Origin of the sequence: Paenibacillus forsythiae T98 (genome assembly GCF_000520735.1) — a bacterium.
Taxonomy (GTDB): domain Bacteria; phylum Bacillota; class Bacilli; order Paenibacillales; family Paenibacillaceae; genus Paenibacillus_AQ; species Paenibacillus_AQ forsythiae.
Genome location: NZ_ASSC01000224.1, coordinates 1 through 17,721, shown reverse-complemented (window position 1 = coordinate 17,721; position 17,721 = coordinate 1). Strand labels below are relative to the sequence as shown.

Genomic DNA, 17,721 nt, shown 5'->3' with positions numbered 1-17,721 from the left:
AAAAATTATACCATAGCATGGCAATACTGACAAGTGCGCGCCCTTGACTGCCTTGAGGCCGCTCAGGACGGAGACGATGGCAAAGCGCTCTTCTTGCGGTATTCATCGGGAGTCAGGCCATATTTCGCTTTAAATACCCGGTAAAAATATTTTTCATCCTTAAATCCGACCTTGCCGGCTATTTCATATACCTTCATGTCGCCCGCTCTCAGCAGCTCAGCCGCCTTGTCCAGCCGGATATCCGACAAATATTTCGTAAAGGAAACGCCGAGATAGCTTTTGAAAATAACGCTTAAGTAGTTGGGGCTGAAATACAGCAGGCTCGCCGCTTGCTCAAGCGAGATGTCCATAGTGTAATGCTCTTCAATATAATTGACGCATTTGTCAATGACTTCGGCATGCTTTTTTCCGCGGCCGGTGTGCATGGTCATCATAAACCCTCTCAGGATTTCCAGAAACCGCTCCCGGCAATCCTCATAGCTGATGCAAGCCGTCAGGCTGCTCTCTGTCTTCTGCAAGGCGAGCTGGTAAGCCTCTTCACTGAAAAATCCCTTGACCGCCGGAGCGATACGCAGCACAAGCTGAACGACGGCTTCAAGCCATTGCTCCCGGTAAGGCAGCCCGTTCTCCAGAAGCTGGCGGAACAAGTCCTCCGTATGCTTCAGCAATAAATCGGCCTTGTCCGTTCGGATATATTCTTTGAACAGCTCCTCATCTTTATGGAAGTTGTAGCGGATGGGAGCTATCCGGCCAGAAACAGCGGCATATTGAACAACCCGGTCCCCACCCAAAAAATAACGAAAATCGGCGGCGTCCTCCGCTTCTTTATACGAATCGAGGGCTTCGCGGCAGAGATCGGCGCGCACATTGCCTACGCCTACCGCAAACGACAGCTGATAGTTGCATGACAGCCGCTGTCCATATTCCTCCAGGGCCGTAAGCACGGCATCGGTGATTACTTCTTCAGGACGCTTGGCCGTGAGCACCGAGATCATGGTCAGTTTGGGATTTGAAGCAAAAAAGGACACGACCCGGTTCGCGGAACTCAGCAGGCTCGCGAGCATCCCCGGCATGGCCCCCCGGATATCATCCAGCCCTTCAGGGTACAGGTCGCCGGGAGCATTGTCCTCGACGCGCGTGATGATGACCGCCCCGCAGGGTTCCAGCGAATACTGCTGCCGAAGCTCGCGGAACTTGGCCTCTGAGACTCCGTTTTGTACCCATTCCCCCAGCAAATGCGTGTAGTACGCATTCATGCTGATGTGAAAATGCTCCCTGCCGATCTCTTCGGGCGAAATCCTTTTTTCTTTCTCAATGCTTTCCCGAACCTTGTCGAGCAGCACGCCGATGCTCTCCTCTTTCACCGGCTTGAGCACGTAATCGAAAGCGCCTAGCCGAAGGGCCCGCTGGGCATATTCAAAATAGCGGTAGCTGCTCAAGATGATAATCCGGGTAGCGGAGGAGAGCTTATTCATATGCTCAATGAAATCGAAGCCGTCCATGATCGGCATTTTGATATCCGTAATCACGACATCAAAGGAAGCGGTTTGGGCCATATCCAGCGCGGTCCTTCCGTTGCCGGCCTCGACAACCTCGCACCCGGGCAGGTATTCCCGGATCATTTTGCCGAGCACCCTTCTCTGAATCGCTTCATCATCGACAACCATAATTCTGTTCATGGCCGCGTTCACCTACTGTATGGATTTTAATCGGAACACCTTGAGGGACCGGAGCTGTACCTCCCCTTCATATGCAAACATCTCCAGACCATCATCCTGCGGCCCCGGGAAAATCAAATCAGTAATTGCGCACTCCCCGCCGCCCGAGAACACTTCGACCGACGATCTGTCCACCCAGAGCTGCAGACATACAAGCCCCCCGCTGGGCGCGAGCGCCGCGCCGTGTCTGCCGGCAAAATGCTCGTGAAACCGCACTTCCCCGGAGGAGGTCCGGTCCACGAACAGCTCCCCGCTTCGGGAATCATACCCCACTATTGTAGCACGGCTCCCATCCTCTGCGGCTCTTACTCTGAACCCGAACGAAGACGCGGAGCCAAGCTCGAATTCGGCGTCGATCCGCATGGCGTCTCCCTTGATCCCCGGAAGGGGCGCAATTCCTTCAATGGTCAGGTTCTTAAGGTGCAGCATCTCTCCCGCGAGCCGCGAAAGCTCCGCCACAGGACGCTGAATCAGTCTGATTGTACCGCCAGAGTCTCTCAAGGTAAGCTCTCTCGGGAGCGTCATCGCGCCTCTCCACCCTTCGGTGGGCGTTACTCTTGCATATTTCCAGTTGCTCATCCACCCCATATAGATTCTTCGCCCGTCCAGGGCCGGTATATCCGAGAAGCTGACCCCCGCATAATTGTCCCGCCCATGGTCGAGCCAGCGTACAGCTTCGGGATCATGCTCGTTCACAAACTGTTGTCCGTTGAAATGGCCGACAAAATACTGCGTCCGGGAGCCCTCGGGAATGTGAGGAGCCTCTCCGATGCTGACCAGCATGACCCATTTGGTTCGCCGGGGATTTCCGGGGGCAGCCAGCTCGAACAAATCCGGACATTCCCAGACGCCGTCATGGGAGCCGTGTCCCTCTCCAAATTCGCTCGCAAAGGTCCATTCCTTCAAATTTGGCGAGGTGTAAATACAGACGCTTTGGCCGGTTGCAAGAACCATGATCCATCGCCCCGAAGCTTCATGCCAGAATACTTTAGGGTCCCGGTAGTCGGAATAGCTGGGGTTCTCCAGCACGGGATTCCCGCAGTATTTTATCCATGTGCGTCCGTTATCGCGGCTGTAGGCCAGACTTTGCCGTTCCCGCGGCCGGGCGGTTCCCGGATATTCGTCATGATGGGTGAAGATGGCTACAAGACCCGGCTTCCCGCCGAAAAAACCGGACGTGTCGTTCCAATCCACAACAGCGCTGCCGGAAAAAATTTGCCCGTGCTCATCAGGCGACAGCGCGATCATCAGATGCTGCCAGTGTACCATGTCGGGGCTTACCGCATGCCCCCAATGCATAGGTCCCCAGCTCATGCCGAAGGGATGATACTGATAGAACAGATGATATTCTCCACATAGTTGATTTCATTATCTCACATGCTCCAGGCGATTTGTCCGGTCAGCCTTTAATTCCGGCGCTGGTAATTCCTTGTACATAATATTTTTGCAGCAGAAGGAACAGAACAATGATCGGAACGGTCGTGAAGGTCAGCGTCGCCATAATTTGCCCGTAATAGATCGGAGGCAGTGTGAAGAAGGTCTGAATGCCAAGCTGGATATTGCGCAGCGATTCTCCCGTCGTCACCAGGATCGGCCACATGAAATCCCCCCAGTGACTGATGAAGTCAAGGATGAACACGGTTGCAAATACCGGCCCCGAGAGCGGAACCACGATGGCGGCAAAGGTCTTAAGCGGCCCCGAACCGTCGATGGAAGCGGACTCCAATATTTCACCCGGAATATCCATAAAAAACTGGCGGAACATAAAAATACTAAAGCAGTTGGCAATAAACGGAACGATCAAGGCAAACCAGGTATTGAACCAATGCAAAGCGTTAACCACCAGGTACAGCGGCATCAGAATGCTCTCGAACGGAACGATCATCAAGGCGATAATACATACAAGAATGAACTCACTACCTCTGAACCGCAGCTTGGCCAACGCATAACCGCAGATCGAATTTACTCCAAGGCCGCTGATGCAAATGACGGACACATAAAAAATACTGTTGAACAAATATTTCATCATCGGAATCCGCTCAAACGCCGACCTGTAATTGTCCAAGGTGAGATGAAGAGGCAGCAATGATCTCAGCGAGCTTAAATCGGCAAAAATCTGATTCTCCGGCTTGAGCGAGGAAACCACCATCCACAGCAGCGGGATAATGAACAACAGCGACATCACAAGGTTAAGAATGTACAGCAGCAGCTTCGTCCGGGTATCTCTCATGTCCTGATCTCCCCTCCGTTATTTGTCTCTGAGAAATTTTTTCATCGAGAATGAGATGAGAACGACAATCAGGAAGAAGACGACGGAAATGGCGGAAGCGTATCCCGCATTCCTGAACTGGAAGCCTTGCTGGTAAATCAGCAGAGCCAGCGTTCGGGTCGAGTTCTCCGGACCGCCATTCGTCATAATGTAGGGCTGAACGAACAGCTTCACGGCCTGAATCGTCGTAATCGTCAGCACAAAGACCGTCACATTATACAAGCTCGGTATGGTAATATAGCGGAGCTGCTGAAGCTTGTTCGCCCCGTCGATCGAGGAAGCCTCGTATAAATCTTTGGAGATTCCTTGAAGCCCGGCCAGAAAAATCATCATCTGGTAGCCGGCGGCCTGCCAAACCGACATGAAGATAATCGAATTCATCGCCTGGGAGGAGCTGCGCAGAAAGGGCTGGTTCGATATGCCGAAGAAATGAAGCGCCGAGTTAATCAATCCTTCATTCGGGTTGTAAAGAGAAATCCAAAGAATCGCGATAACAGTCATGGAGGTGACCACCGGACTAAAGTAGGCAATCCGGAACACGTTCCGCAGCTTGAGCCTGTTGTTGACGAGCAGAGCCAGCATCAAGGCTACGCCCGATTGAACCGGCACGACAATCACCGTGAAATACAAAGTGTTCCAGAGCGATTTATAGAACAGGGCATCAGTAAAGAGCAGCTTGTAATTATCCAATCCGGTAAAATGAATTTTATCGGGACGCAGCAGATTGAATTTTGTAAATCCAAAGGCCACAGCAAGCAGAAAAGGCAGGACCAGAAAAAAGATCAGCAGGAGAACCGCCGGTGTGACAAATGAATAGCCGACCAGGATCTCCCGTCTTTTCTGCCGGCTGAAAGTCGATATATGCTCGCGCTTATGCGCATTCATTGCCGTTTGCATCATCCATTCTTCCTTTCCTCGGAGCTGATAAAAAGCTTGCGGCAAAAGCGCTTGGCGAGCCCTTGCCGCGGGTGAATGCCACCGCCTGTTACTCGGCAAAATTGCGCTTGTACTCCTCGTCATAAGTGGAGGCCACATTGTCCAAGGACTTTTTGACATCCGCTCCGACCATAATATCCGTCAATGCCTCGGCAAATTTCTGCGTCAGCACCGGATACGCCGGAGTAACCGGTCTGGCATGCGACACGCCCGTAACCTGCTCCTTGATAATGCGCAGCGGAAGCTCATCATATTCCGTCAAGCTCTCAAACGCCGATTTGCGGCTGGCCGGCATGCTGATCGCCTGGGCCAATTGGATCGAGCTGTCTTTATTCGTAATCCATTTAATAACCTCCGCCGCTTCCTTCGGATGCTTGGTGTCGGCCGATACCCCTACCGCCCAGCTGCCCGAAGGGGCAGTTTGAATGCCTCCCGCTTTTTTGGGGAAATAAGTGATGCCCCACTCCAGGTCCGGATAGTTTTTGAAGCCCGGAATGTTCCAGGGACCGCCGAGCTTGGTGGCCGCTTTTCCTTCCTCAAATTCCGTCGGCTTCGGATCAATATTGAACAGCTTGTCATTCGCCAGCTTTTGCAGGAACTTGGCCGCCTCTATGCCCTGCGGGCTGTTGACGAATCCTTCGGCGGTTGTCCCTTCCTTGTTGACAATATCCGTGCCGCCGGAAATCCACAACTGCTCGAAAGCGTAGGTCATCCACTCCCCTTTGTCGTTGATCATGTTCGTTCCGAACACGCCGTCCTTGGACGTCTTCTTCATCACGTCGTACCATTCGTCCCAGGTCCAGGCATTTTCGATTTTGTCTGGAGGCGTTATTCCGTGTTCGGCCATAATTTTTTTGTTATAGAAAAGCACGACGGAGGACTCGTTCAGGCCCGGCGCGTAAAATTTGTCTTGATAGGAGCCTTGCTGAAGGATTGAGGGGACGAAATCGTCCAGGTCTTCCTTGGAGAAATACTCATCCAGCGGGATAATAATCTCCGAGGCCGCATAGTTGGCGATGTTGGGTCCGTCCATGGCCAGAACATCCGGCAGGGTGTGGGAAGCGACGGCGGCATTGATTTTGTCTTCATAGGCAAAAGAGTTGCCCCGGGTAATGACCTCCATCTTGACATGGATCTTCCCTTCATTTGCCTGATTAAATTCTTCAATCCGCTTTACATACACATTGTCCTCAACCTCGCTGGCCTGCGGCCGCCAGAAGGTGAGTTCAATTGCCGATCCTTCTTCCTGTCCGCCGCTGCTTGAGTTGGCGTTTTTTGTCTCCCCGCCGGAGCAGCCAGCGAGCAACGATACGGCCAAGAGTGCTAGTAGAATCCCCTTTTTCATGTAACACCTTCCTATCAAATGAATTTTTGATTACGCTTTCATCATAAAAGGAAATGCGTTCTCCTCCTACTCTAAAAAAGGGGGAATGGTGGACTTTTCTACTGAAAGCATTTTTGCTGCCATGAAAACAAACAAAAACCGGCTGAGGACACTACTCGATGTGTCTTCAGCCGGACTCTGCCCTATCCGGGGGAAGCCGTAAAATGACCGTCGTCCCCACATTCAACTCCGAGCGGATGTCCACGCCAAAGGACGGACCGTACAGCAGCTTGATCCGATGGTTGACATTCTGGATTCCGATGGAAGCCGCGGCGCCCGAATCCTCACGGATTTCCAGCACCCGGGCTATCGTTTCAGGAGACATTCCTTTACCGTTGTCGGTCACGGTGAAGATCCTGACGGCATTGTCAATCTGCCCCGTCACATGAATCCGTCCACCCTGCTCCTTATCCTCAAGCGCGTGAATCAGGGCGTTCTCAATAAACGGCTGCAAAAAAAACTTGGGTACAGCGTGGCCTTCCAGTTCTGGATCAATCTCGTAAGTCACGGCGAATTTGCCTTCAAAGCGGCGGCTCATAATGAACACGTAATTCTTCAGATAGTTCAGATCCTCGGAGAAAATCACCTTTCCAGGGCTTTGGGCCGTGTACTCAAGCATTTCCGACAGCTCAACCAGCATTTTGCTGATCAGGGACTGCTTATTTTCAATCGCCAAATAGTTGATGATATTCAGGGTATTGTATAAAAAATGCGGATTGAACTGGAAGTTAAGGGCTTTAAGCTCCGCTTCCAGCTCTTTCATCTTTGCCTTGTAGTTCTCTTCAATCAGCGTGTAGATGCTTTCGTTCATCTGGTTGAACTTGTGGATGATAATGTTAAGCTCTTTGGTCCCCGCCGATTCGATATAGGTCTTAAAGTGGCCGTCTCCGCTCCGGTTGATGCCGCGCAGCAGCTTGATGAGCGGCATGGTAATGCGGCCGGATATAAGCGCCGCGACCGCCACCGAGATCAGGGTGATAATCGCCATGGAGTACAGGGTGTAATCGAACATGTCGGGCAGTGTCCGCTTCAAATTTTTATACGGAATAAACACCGCCGTCAGCCAGCCTGTCGTCTTCATCGTGTCGAAGCAGACGACCAGCTTCTGCCCGCCGAGTGTGATGTACTCCGTGCCGCTCTTCTTGCTTATGGCGCGGGCCAGCCACTCCCGGCTAATCCCGGCGGGATCGCCGGCCAGCTCCGAGCTGGACAGGACAGCCCCTTCCGGAGTGAACATATGGTAATAGGAGCCTTCCACGTTCAGGCTTTCCGCAAGAGCATGCTGAAACATAAATTCCTGAAAGTTCACAACCAGAATCGGCCGCTCCACACTCTGCTTCATTTGAATCAGGATGTTGTTGCGGACCACCGCAAAATTCATTAACCGCGTCCCCGTGAAGACATACTGGTCCTGCTCCGACGGAGCGGCCCAGTAAAACTGCTCCAGCAGGTTATAGGTGGGAATCCAGGTTATGCTGCTGCGCGATTCGGTCCCTATCTTATAAATGCTGGAGAGGGAGTAATCCTTCTTCGGTATCCAAAAGGACGGCGTTTCTCCAAAGGTGTACTCCCGGGTGACCAGATTGACCGAGAACATATCCTCCGAGCTAGGAAAGTATTTTTGCAATATCCGCGTAATTTTGCGGTCCGAGTCGTTGGTGATATCCCTCAGCCGTAGGTTTTCCGTATTGAAAAATTGAAACAGATCCTCGTCCAGATGCATGTTGATCGCGCTCTGCTCCACCCTGGCCAGGCTGCTGTCCAGCGATTGATTGCCCGTGCGCACAAGTCCCAGCGAGGTTTCACTGGCATTCTTCAGAATCACATCAGAGCTCTTGATGGTATATCCCACAGCCATAACCGACAAAGACAGGACGGTCACAGCGATAAAGGAAAGCGTCAGCTTGGTCCGCAGGCGCATATGAAACAGAAGGGCTTTGACTCTCTGCACAAGACCGACCTCCGAAATCATAGTCGCCTTCCGCCAGCGGGACTGCTCAATTCTTTAGAACAAGGAAAGCTGGTTGCTCTCCGGCAGTCCCCGGAAGCAGCCCATGCCGGTGAGCAGCTCGATGATCGTCTTACTGGCTTTAGATTTCTGCTGAAAATCCTCAATCGACAGAAACTCCCCGGCTTCCTTGGCCGCGGCAATATTCTTCGCCGCATTCTCGCCGATCCCGGCCAGCGCCGAGAACGGAGGAATCAGGCTGTCTCCGTCAACCGTGAACTTGGTGGCGTCCGAGCGGTACAGATCAATGCTCTTGAACGTAAAGCCCCGGGCCGTCATTTCCAGCGCCATTTCGAGGATCGGCAGCATCGCTTTTTCTTTCGGCAGCGCCTGGAAGCCCTTGGCCTCGATCTCGGTAATCTGGCGGTGAATGGCGTCATAGCCCTGGCAGCACAGCTCAATGTCGAAATCCTCCGCGCGCACCGAGAAATAGGTCGCATAATAGTGTATCGGATAATACAGCTTAAAGTATGCGGTCCGTACAGCGGATATGACATAGGCCGCGGCATGCGCCTTCGGGAACATGTACTGGATCTTCAGGCAGGAATCAATGTACCACGCCGGCACCTTGCATTTCTTCATTTCCTCAATCCATTCCGGCGTCAAGCCCTTGCCCTTCCGCACGCTCTCCGTAATCTTGAACGCCAGCCCGGCGTCCATGCCCGCTTTGTAGATCAGGTAGAGCATAATATCGTCACGGCAGCCGATTACGGTCTTGATGTTGCACGTGTTATTCTTGATAAGCTCCTGCGCATTGCCGAGCCATACGCCTGTTCCGTGGGACAAGCCTGAAATCTGCAAAAGGTCGGCAAAGCTCGACGGCTTTGATTCAACAAGCATCTGGCGAACAAACTTCGTGCCCATCTCCGGCACCCCGTAAGTGGCGACAGGCGTCCGGATCTGCTCCGGCGTCACGCCAAGCGCTTCCGTCGAGTTGAACATGCTCATCACCTTCGGGTCGTTCATCGGGATCGACGTCGGATCGACGCCTGTCAAATCCTGCAGCATCCGCATCATCGTCGGATCGTCATGGCCCAGAATATCGAGCTTGAGCAGGTTGGCGTCAAAGGCGTGATAGTCGAAGTGCGTCGTCTTCCATTCGGAATTGACATCGTCGGCCGGATATTGCACCGGCGTAATGTCTTCAACCTCGATGTAATCCGGCACAACGACGATACCGCCGGGATGCTGGCCCGTATTCCGTTTGACGCCCGTACAGCCCGCCGCCAGACGGCTAAGCTCGGCGCCGCGCCAACGCTTATGGTGATCTTCCTCGTACTTCTTGGCAAAGCCGAACGCTGTCTTTTCCGCCACGGTACCGATGGTTCCCGCCCGGAAGACGCTTTTTGGACCGAACAGCACCTTGGTATAATTATGCGCATGCGGCTGGTATTCTCCGGAAAAGTTAAGGTCGATATCGGGAACCTTGTCGCCCTTGAAGCCCAGGAAGGTCTCGAACGGAATGTCCTGACCTTCGCCTTTCAGCTTCTCTCCGCATTTCGGACATGCCTTGTCCGGAAGGTCGAAGCCGCTCGGCACGCTGCCGTCGAGGAACCACTCGCTGTGGAGACATTCCGGGTTGCGGCATACGTAATGGGCCGGAAGCGGATTAACCTCTGAAATGCCCAGGAATGTCGCAACCACCGAAGAGCCGACCGAACCCCGGGAGCCGACGAGATACCCGTCCTGGTTCGATTTTTTAACCAGCCGCTCGGAGATGAGATAGTTGGCGGAGAAGCCGTATTTAATAATCGGCTCCAGCTCTTTTTCCAGACGGGCAACGACCACCTCGGGCAGCTCCTCTCCGTAAATGGATCTTGCCGTCCGGTAGCAGGTTTCACGGATTTCCTCATCCGCCCCGTCAATAATCGGCGTGAACAGCTTGTCGGGGAACAGCTCGATCGGTTCGAACCGCTCCGAGAGTTCCACTGTGTTCGTCACAACGACCTCAAACGCCTTGTCCTCGCCCAGAAAATCAAATTCCTGCAGCATTTCTTCCGTAGTCCGGAAGTGGGCGTCCGGCTTGCGCTGATCCTTTAGCGGGCTGAATCCGGTGATCCCGTGAATCGTAATGTCGCGGAACAGCTTGTCGCGCGGCTCCAGGTAGTGCACGTTGCCGGTGGCGATCACCGGCTTGTTTATTTTTTCCCCGATTTCGCAAATCCGGCGGACGACGCCGCGCAGCTCTTCGGGGCTTGCCACAAAGCCCTTATCCACCAAATGCATGTACATCGTCAGCGGCTGGATTTCCAGCACATCATAGAACGCGGCAACTTCTATTGCTTCCTCTACCGTTTTGTTCAGGACCGCTTCGAAGAACTCGCCCCGCTCGCAGCCGGAGATTACCAGCAGACCTTCCCGCAATTCCTCCAGCTTCGATTTTGGAATGCATGGCACCCGTTTGAAATAATCGGTGTGAGATAACGATACCAGCTTGAACAGGTTCTTCTTGCCCGTCATATTCAGAGCGTAAATACAGCAGTGGAACGGACGGGTGTTGGACAGATCCTTGCCGACCTCGTCATTCAGCCGGTCCAGCATCGTCAGCCCTTTCAGCTTCTCGGCGTCTGCGAGCAGTCCGTTCAGGATGCCGCCGAGCGCTACCGTATCGTCGACCGCGCGGTGATGGCTTTCGAGCAATACTTTATATTTGTCGGCCAGCGTGTTGAGCCGGTGATTCTTCATATTCGGATGCAGCAGCCGGGCCAGCTCCAGCGTATCGAGCGAAGGATTAGGCAGAAGCGGAAGCCCAAACTTGGCAAGCGATGCCTGGATGAACCCCATATCGAACCGGGCGTTATGCGCCACAAGCACGCTGTCCCGAGCAAACTCCACGAAATCATGCAGCACGGGCTCCAGATCAGGGGCATCCTTGACCATATCGTCCGTGATGTTCGTAAGCTGCTGGATATGGTAAGGGATTTTCTCATGCGGATTGACAAAGGTTGTGTAGCGGTCGATTTCCTGCCCGCCCTGCATTTTCACGGCGGCAAGCTCGGTGATATTATTGCGCGTAATGGACAGGCCGGTGGTCTCAATGTCGAAGACGACATAGGTGGCGGTTTTAAGCTCCAGCGGCTGCGGATTCTCGACCACATTCACCGCATCGTTGACCACATTCGCTTCCACGCCGTACAGCATTTTGATGCCGTTCTTCTTTGCCGCTTTGCCGGCCTCGGGATAGCACTGCACTCCGCCGTGATCGGTAACGGCAATCGCCGGATGCCCCCATTTGGCTGCGGTTTTGATATAGGCGTCGATAGGCGCCACCGCATCCATGGTGCTCATGGCGCTGTGAAGATGAAACTCCACCCGCTTCTGCGGCGCATTGTCCTTGCGGGCCGGCGGAGCGGACACCTCGGACAGATCCGACGGAATCATTACCAGCTCCGGGGTTTGCATGAAACGGTCATACTCCACCCGTCCGCGAGCCTTCACCCATTTGCCGTTGGCGAGCTGGCCCATCACCTTCAGGTCATCTTTGGTTTTGGCGAACATCTTCATCTGCAGGGAGTCGGAAAAGTCGGTCAAATTGAAGGTAAACAACGTGCTTCCGTTGCGCAGCTCCTTGCGGTCCAGGCCGAAAATCGTTCCCTGAATCGTGATCTTCTTCTCTTCGTCCTGAATTTCCATCATTGGAACAGGCTGGTCCCTGATATCATAGCCAACCTGAAGCGGAACGGCTTCCTCGTCACCGCTATCTTCAGAGGAAACTTCGGTCTCGATAGCTGTCATCATCTGTTCGATAATTTCCCGCTGCTCCTGCTGGAGCTTTTGCTGGAATTCCTGGCGTTCCTCCGCGCTGTTTCCTTCTTCCGCAAGCTGCACTTTTACACGCAAGGACAGTCCGAAGTACGTCTCGTAAAAGCGGACAATCGCACCGTCGATGCCTTTTTTTCTCGCCAGCTCCAAGGACATCTGATCGCTCATGCCGAGCACCAGCGTGTCCCCCTGAAGCTCCTGCCCCGAACGAGACAGCCAGCCGTTGACGGAGGGAATCTCGCGGTGAACCCATTCGAGGAACAGTCCCCAATACTCTTGAAAAATATCGGCCCGGCTGACCTGCTCATCGTACAGGAACAAGAATCCGACCTTCGCGATATGCTGCATCCGCTCCCGCACTCTCAGGCAAAACGTCCGGTACGCCTGTGCCGGAACCAGAGTCTCTTTCACGATAACGACGCGCCAATCCCGGTTGCCGCGGCTGATCTCCACCCTGTCGATATAACCGTCCAAAAAATAAGGATCAATAAGTGCCGGGGGAACATCCCCCTGTTTCATCAGCAGCTCGAACCGCTTTCTTCTCTCCTCGCTGTATTCCATGCTTCCCCCACCTTTACATTCCCCGATAAAGCGAGGTCTTTGCTGTCAAGTTTATATCCTGCTCCTCTAGACATATAGGCAGGGCAAGCGTTCGGCTTATCCCTGCCTATATGTTCAAAAAGCTTCGGGTCGTTCGCCCGCCATTCTCTTCCCGCTCAGCCGCTTGAATCCCGCTGCTAAGCTGTCCTGCTCCGTAGATCTAGTACGCTTTGGCGAATACGACTGTATGCTGTGCCGGTTGACCGCAGCAGACGCATGTCTCTTTCGTTTCGCCCGGTTCAAATGGAATGTTGCGGCTCGTTGCGCCGGTTTCTTCCTTCACCTTGGCCTCGCAGGCATCATCGCCGCACCAGCCGGCCAGCGCGAAGCCGCGCTTCTCTTCCATTGCCGACTTCATTTCATCCAGCGTCTCGACGGAATAGAAATGCTCCTCGCGGAACTTGAGCGCCCGCTCGAACATTTCGTCATGCACCTGCTGCAGCATCGTTTGCACTTCTTCCACAAGACGGTCCTGCTGAACGATTTTCTTCTCGCCGCTGATCCGCGAGACCAGCACGCAGACGCCGTTCTCCATATCCCGAGGTCCAAGCTCCAGTCTGACCGGCACCCCGCGCATTTCGTATTCGTTGAATTTCCAGCCTGGCGTTACATCGGAACGGTCGTCGACGCGCACACGGACGCCTGCCGATTTCAGTTCCTTGAACAGCTCGTCCGTCCGGGCAATGACCGCTTCCCGTGTCTTCGGCGGGCCGATGGGAATCATGATGACCTGCGTCGGCGCCACTTTTGGCGGCAGGGCCAGACCGCGGTCGTCTCCATGCACCATAATCATCGAACCGATCATCCGTGTGCTCGTCCCCCAGGAAGTGGTGTGCACATATTCCAGATTGTTATCGCGGCTGAGGTACTGAATGTCAAACGCAACCGCGAACTTGGTTCCAAGGTAATGGGAGGTTCCCGCCTGAACAGCGCGTCCGTCTTTCATCATCGCCTCGATCGAGAACGTATCCACCGCTCCGGCAAAACGCTCCGAAGGCGTCTTCTGTCCGGTAATCACCGGTATCGCCAGATAGCCTTCGACGAAATCGCGGTAAACCTCAAGCATCTGCATCGTCTCTTCACGCGCTTCGGCCTCATTCTCATGCGCCGTATGGCCTTCCTGCCACAGAAACTCGCTTGTCCGCAGGAAAGGAAGCGTCCGCTTCTCCCAACGAACAACGTTGGCCCACTGATTGATCAGCACGGGCAAATCCCGGTACGACTGAATCCATTTGGAATACATATGACCGATCATCGTTTCCGAGGTCGGCCGGATCGCCAGACGCTCTTCCAGCTTGTCGCCGCCCGCTTCCGTTACCCAAGGCAGCTCCGGATTGAAGCCTTCAACATGCTCCTTTTCCTTTTGAAAGAAGCTTTCCGGAATAAACAGCGGAAAATAAGCATTGCGGTGTCCCGTTTCCTTGAAACGCCGGTTCATTTCTTCTTGTATATGCTCCCAGATTTCATAGCCGTCCGGTTTGAACACGATACAGCCGCGCACCGGAGAATAATCCATCAGATCGGCTTTCTTGATTACATCGATGTACCAGCGCGAGAAATCTTCGCCCTGAGGCGTTATTTCCGTAACAAACTGCTTTTCTTTTGACATAGAATGGAATTCCCCCCGTTAATATGCCCCAGGCAGCAGAGTCTGCGGCTTGAGGCCGAAACCAAATTAACCGCTGATGAGACGTAAAATGTCATTATAGGTAACGGCGATCATCAGCAAAAACAGCATCGCGAAGCCGACGAAATGGACCATGCCCTCCCGGCTTGGGTCCACCGGCTTGCCGCGCAGCGCCTCCACGCCAAGGAACACAAGCCGGCTCCCGTCAAGCGCCGGAATAGGCAGCAGATTGAAGATGCCGAGATACAGGCTGAGTATAGCCGTCCAGTGAGTCAAGTACACAATCCCCTGCTGGGCAATCTGGCCGGTCAGCTCGAAAGTGCGCACCGGTCCGCCGATATCGTCCATATTAAACTGATTAATCAGCTGCTTGAAACCGAGAAAAATCGCTTGGGTCGTATCGACCATCGCATGGCTCGCACCGCTGAACGTTTCGCCAATGGTCGCATTGCGGGTCGGAAGCTCCGGTGAAATACCCACCTTGCCTCCTTCCTGCCCTTCCATGCTGCGAGGCGTCATCGTAACATTGATCGTTTGATCGCCGCGTTTGATCGTCCAGTTCATGGGCTTTCCTTCCGATGCGGAAGTCAGGCTGATCATCTTCTTATAATCCGCTCCGATCGTCTCACCGTTAATCGAATAGACAATATCGCCCTTTTGAAGTCCCGCCTCCTGGGCAGGCATCCCTTCGCTTACGTCGCCGATCAGCACATAGGTCGGATTCTCCACCGCAACACCGGCCATTTGAATGTAAACGCCAAAGAGGATAAAAGCCAGCAGGAAATTCATCACCGGGCCGGCAACAATGGCAAGCGCCCGCTGTCCGACGGTCTTGCTTCCGAATTGACGATCCTTGGGAGCAATCTGGATTTGCTGACTGCCTCTAACCAGCATAGCCTTTGGATGCAAGGAATAGGTTGTAACCTCTCCGTCCACATCCAGCCGGATGCTAAGCTCCCTCTCCAGATCGGCATACTGCGCTTCCCCGCGGATCACGTTTCTGCGCGTATCCAGCTGATCCAGATAAACGGTTCTTATGACATTGTCTTCGCCAAGCCGCACCGCGATCGTCTGTCCGGGCGTGATCTCAATCACTTCGGGATCTTCTCCCGCCATCCGGGCGTAACCGCCGAAGGGCAGCAGACGGAGCGTGAACTGCGTTTCATTGCGCTTATAAGAAAACAGTTTCGGACCGAAACCGATAGCGAACTCTCTCACAAGAATACCGGCTCTTTTGGCAAAATAATAATGTCCCCACTCATGTACCGTCACCAGTACGAAGAACATAAGCACCGTCAAAAAAACGACTTGAACCATTTCCAAGTTAGGCAGCCCCCTTTAGATGAAAGACCGAAGTATGTCCTCTTAATTTATCATTATTCTCCGATCCCGCACAAGAGAATCACCCTTCCAAACCAATTTTTCCGGTTTCTGGCGCCACTTTCCATTGATTTCGCGCGAATTACAGACTCTTGGCCAGCGCGCGCACCTCGCGGTCGCATTCCTCGATCTGCTCCAGAGTCGGATAACTTTGTACTGAATGCTTCTCCAGAACTTCCACCAATATCTCTTCGATGCGCAAAAAAGGAATCTCGCGGCGCAAAAATCGGGCGACGGCCACTTCGTTCGCGGCGTTGAAGGCGGTTGTCGCTGTCCCGCCTGTCTTTCCGCACTCCATGGCAAGCTTCAGCGCCGGGTAACGCGCAAAATCCATCTCGCGGAAGGTCAGTCTTCCCGCCTGCGCGAGCGACAGCCGCTCGGCCGGCGAATGCCACCTTTCGGGATAGGTCAGCGCGTACTGGATCGGCACGCGCATATCGGGATTGCCGAGCTGGGCGATGATGCTGCTGTCGCGGAACTCCACAAAAGAGTGAATGATGCTCTCCGGGTGAAGGAGCACCTCTATTTGTTCGTAGGGCAGATCAAACAGCCAGTGGGCCTCGATAACCTCCAGCCCCTTATTCACCATGGTAGCGGAATCAATTGTAATCTTAGCGCCCATTGCCCAATTGGGATGGCGAAGCGCATCCTCTACCGTTACATTCCGGAGCTGCTCTCTGGTCAGATCCCGGAAGGAGCCTCCTGAAGCGGTCAATGTAATGGAAGCGATGTCGTCCTTGAACTCCCCATTCAGGCATTGAAAGATCGCCGAATGCTCGCTGTCGATGGGCAGCAGCTTTACCCCTTTGCGCCGCACCTGTTCTGTCACAAGATGCCCCGCCGTTACCAGCGTTTCCTTGTTCGCGAGTCCAATGTCCCTGCCGGCCTCGATGGCGGCCAGGGTTGAACGCAGGCCGACGCTGCCCATGACAGCGGTCACTACATAATCGGCATCTCCGCCGGCAGCGATGCTTTCCAGTCCCTCATCGCCATAGTACAGCTCGATTCCGGCCGGGAGCTGTGCCCGAATTTCGTCTGCAAGCTCCTTGCTGGCGACGGATACCCGCCGGGGCCTAAAGCGGCGAACCTGCTCCAGCAGAAGCGCCGTATTGCTGCCCGCAGCCAAACCGTCCACTTCGAAGCTGCCTTGGTGCATGGCTACAACATCGAGCGTTTGCGTTCCGACTGAACCGGTCGAGCCGAGAATGCTGATCTTTTTCAAGCGTTACGTACCTTCTTTCGAGTTAGTAATAAGGCAACAGCATCAGGATATGCACGAACGGAAACACGATAATCCAGCTGTCGCAGCGGTCAAGAATGCCGCCATGCCCGGGCAGCAGCGATCCTGAGTCCTTGATGCCGTACGCCCTTTTGTATGCGGATTGAACAAGATCCCCGAGCTGTCCGACCACGGCGCTGGCCAGACCGATAACGAGCGCCCGCCCTAAAGACAGCAAATCGGGGGAGATTAAGGCAAAGATTAGCGCAATCGCCATCGCGATAACCACTCCGCCTACCGCTCCTTCAACCGTCTTGTTGGGGCTGATCGCAGGCCAGAGCTTAGTTTTTCCGAGTGCTTTCCCGACAAAATAGGCTCCGGCATCGCTGCCCCAAATGCAGCAGAGAAGCAGAAAGGTCCAGAACAGTCCATTGCCATCCGGTGCGGAACGGGAAACCGCCATATAGGAGAAGCCCGTTCCTATGTATAAAGCGCCGATGAACAGCAGCGCGGTTATGCGAATATCCATTTTATTCTTGGTTAACACTGTAATGGCAAGGAACAGGAGCATCAGGAGCCACACTCCCTGTACCCAGGACAAAGGCGCTGAAAAGCCGAGTAAATCCCAAGGCATCATAAAGCCAAGCACAGCCGCATAGCCTGTTATCGCACTGCCGCCTGCGGGTGGACAGCCGATCATTTTGACGAATTCAAAGTAACCGATCAAAGCCATGGCGATCAGCAAAAGATGAAACCACCAGCCGCCAAGCAGGCATAGGCCCAAAAATAAAGCTCCGGCCGCCACTCCGGTTATCAGT

The 17,721-nt window shown here is 53.9% G+C and carries 11 protein-coding genes; all 11 read right to left on the bottom strand.

Going from position 1 to position 17,721, the window contains the following annotated elements; genetic code table 11:
- Positions 1 to 62 precede the first annotated feature (62 nt).
- The gene (locus L692_RS0107900) at positions 63 to 1,679 is read right to left on the bottom strand and encodes a response regulator (RefSeq protein WP_025698741.1); all 1,617 of its coding nucleotides are present in this window, start codon (positions 1,677 to 1,679) and stop codon (positions 63 to 65) included.
- A gap of 12 nt (positions 1,680 to 1,691) precedes the next feature.
- Positions 1,692 to 3,059 (bottom strand): glycoside hydrolase family 32 protein, encoded by a 1,368-nt coding sequence (locus tag L692_RS28095; protein ID WP_269636721.1) that lies wholly within the window; start codon positions 3,057 to 3,059, stop codon positions 1,692 to 1,694.
- Between the two features lie 58 nt (positions 3,060 to 3,117).
- On the bottom strand, positions 3,118 to 3,948 hold the full coding sequence (locus tag L692_RS0107890; protein ID WP_025698740.1) for a carbohydrate ABC transporter permease: 831 nt from the start codon (positions 3,946 to 3,948) through the stop codon (positions 3,118 to 3,120).
- Positions 3,949 to 3,966: 18 nt separating this feature from the next.
- Entirely contained in the window at positions 3,967 to 4,887 is a 921-nt protein-coding gene (locus tag L692_RS0107885; RefSeq protein ID WP_198027724.1) for a carbohydrate ABC transporter permease, read from the bottom strand.
- A gap of 85 nt (positions 4,888 to 4,972) precedes the next feature.
- The gene (locus L692_RS0107880) at positions 4,973 to 6,268 is read right to left on the bottom strand and encodes an ABC transporter substrate-binding protein (protein ID WP_025698737.1); all 1,296 of its coding nucleotides are present in this window, start codon (positions 6,266 to 6,268) and stop codon (positions 4,973 to 4,975) included.
- A 166-nt stretch (positions 6,269 to 6,434) separates the two neighbouring features.
- On the bottom strand, positions 6,435 to 8,258 hold the full coding sequence (locus L692_RS0107875) for a histidine kinase (RefSeq protein ID WP_198027723.1): 1,824 nt from the start codon (positions 8,256 to 8,258) through the stop codon (positions 6,435 to 6,437).
- Between the two features lie 54 nt (positions 8,259 to 8,312).
- Complete coding sequence (locus L692_RS0107870; RefSeq protein WP_025698734.1) at positions 8,313 to 12,638, bottom strand: PolC-type DNA polymerase III; 4,326 nt, start codon at positions 12,636 to 12,638, stop codon at positions 8,313 to 8,315.
- A gap of 199 nt (positions 12,639 to 12,837) precedes the next feature.
- The gene (proS, locus tag L692_RS0107865) at positions 12,838 to 14,286 is read right to left on the bottom strand and encodes a proline--tRNA ligase (RefSeq protein WP_025698732.1); all 1,449 of its coding nucleotides are present in this window, start codon (positions 14,284 to 14,286) and stop codon (positions 12,838 to 12,840) included.
- Positions 14,287 to 14,352: 66 nt separating this feature from the next.
- A complete protein-coding gene (rseP, locus tag L692_RS0107860) occupies positions 14,353 to 15,627 on the bottom strand; it encodes an RIP metalloprotease RseP (protein WP_025698730.1) in 1,275 nt (424 codons plus the stop codon).
- Between the two features lie 139 nt (positions 15,628 to 15,766).
- Positions 15,767 to 16,906: a 1-deoxy-D-xylulose-5-phosphate reductoisomerase gene (locus L692_RS0107855; RefSeq protein ID WP_025698727.1), complete on the bottom strand. Its 1,140-nt coding sequence runs from the start codon at positions 16,904 to 16,906 to the stop codon at positions 15,767 to 15,769.
- Between the two features lie 22 nt (positions 16,907 to 16,928).
- Complete coding sequence (locus L692_RS0107850) at positions 16,929 to 17,720, bottom strand: phosphatidate cytidylyltransferase (RefSeq protein ID WP_036722677.1); 792 nt, start codon at positions 17,718 to 17,720, stop codon at positions 16,929 to 16,931.
- Between the last annotated feature and the right edge of the window lies 1 nt (position 17,721).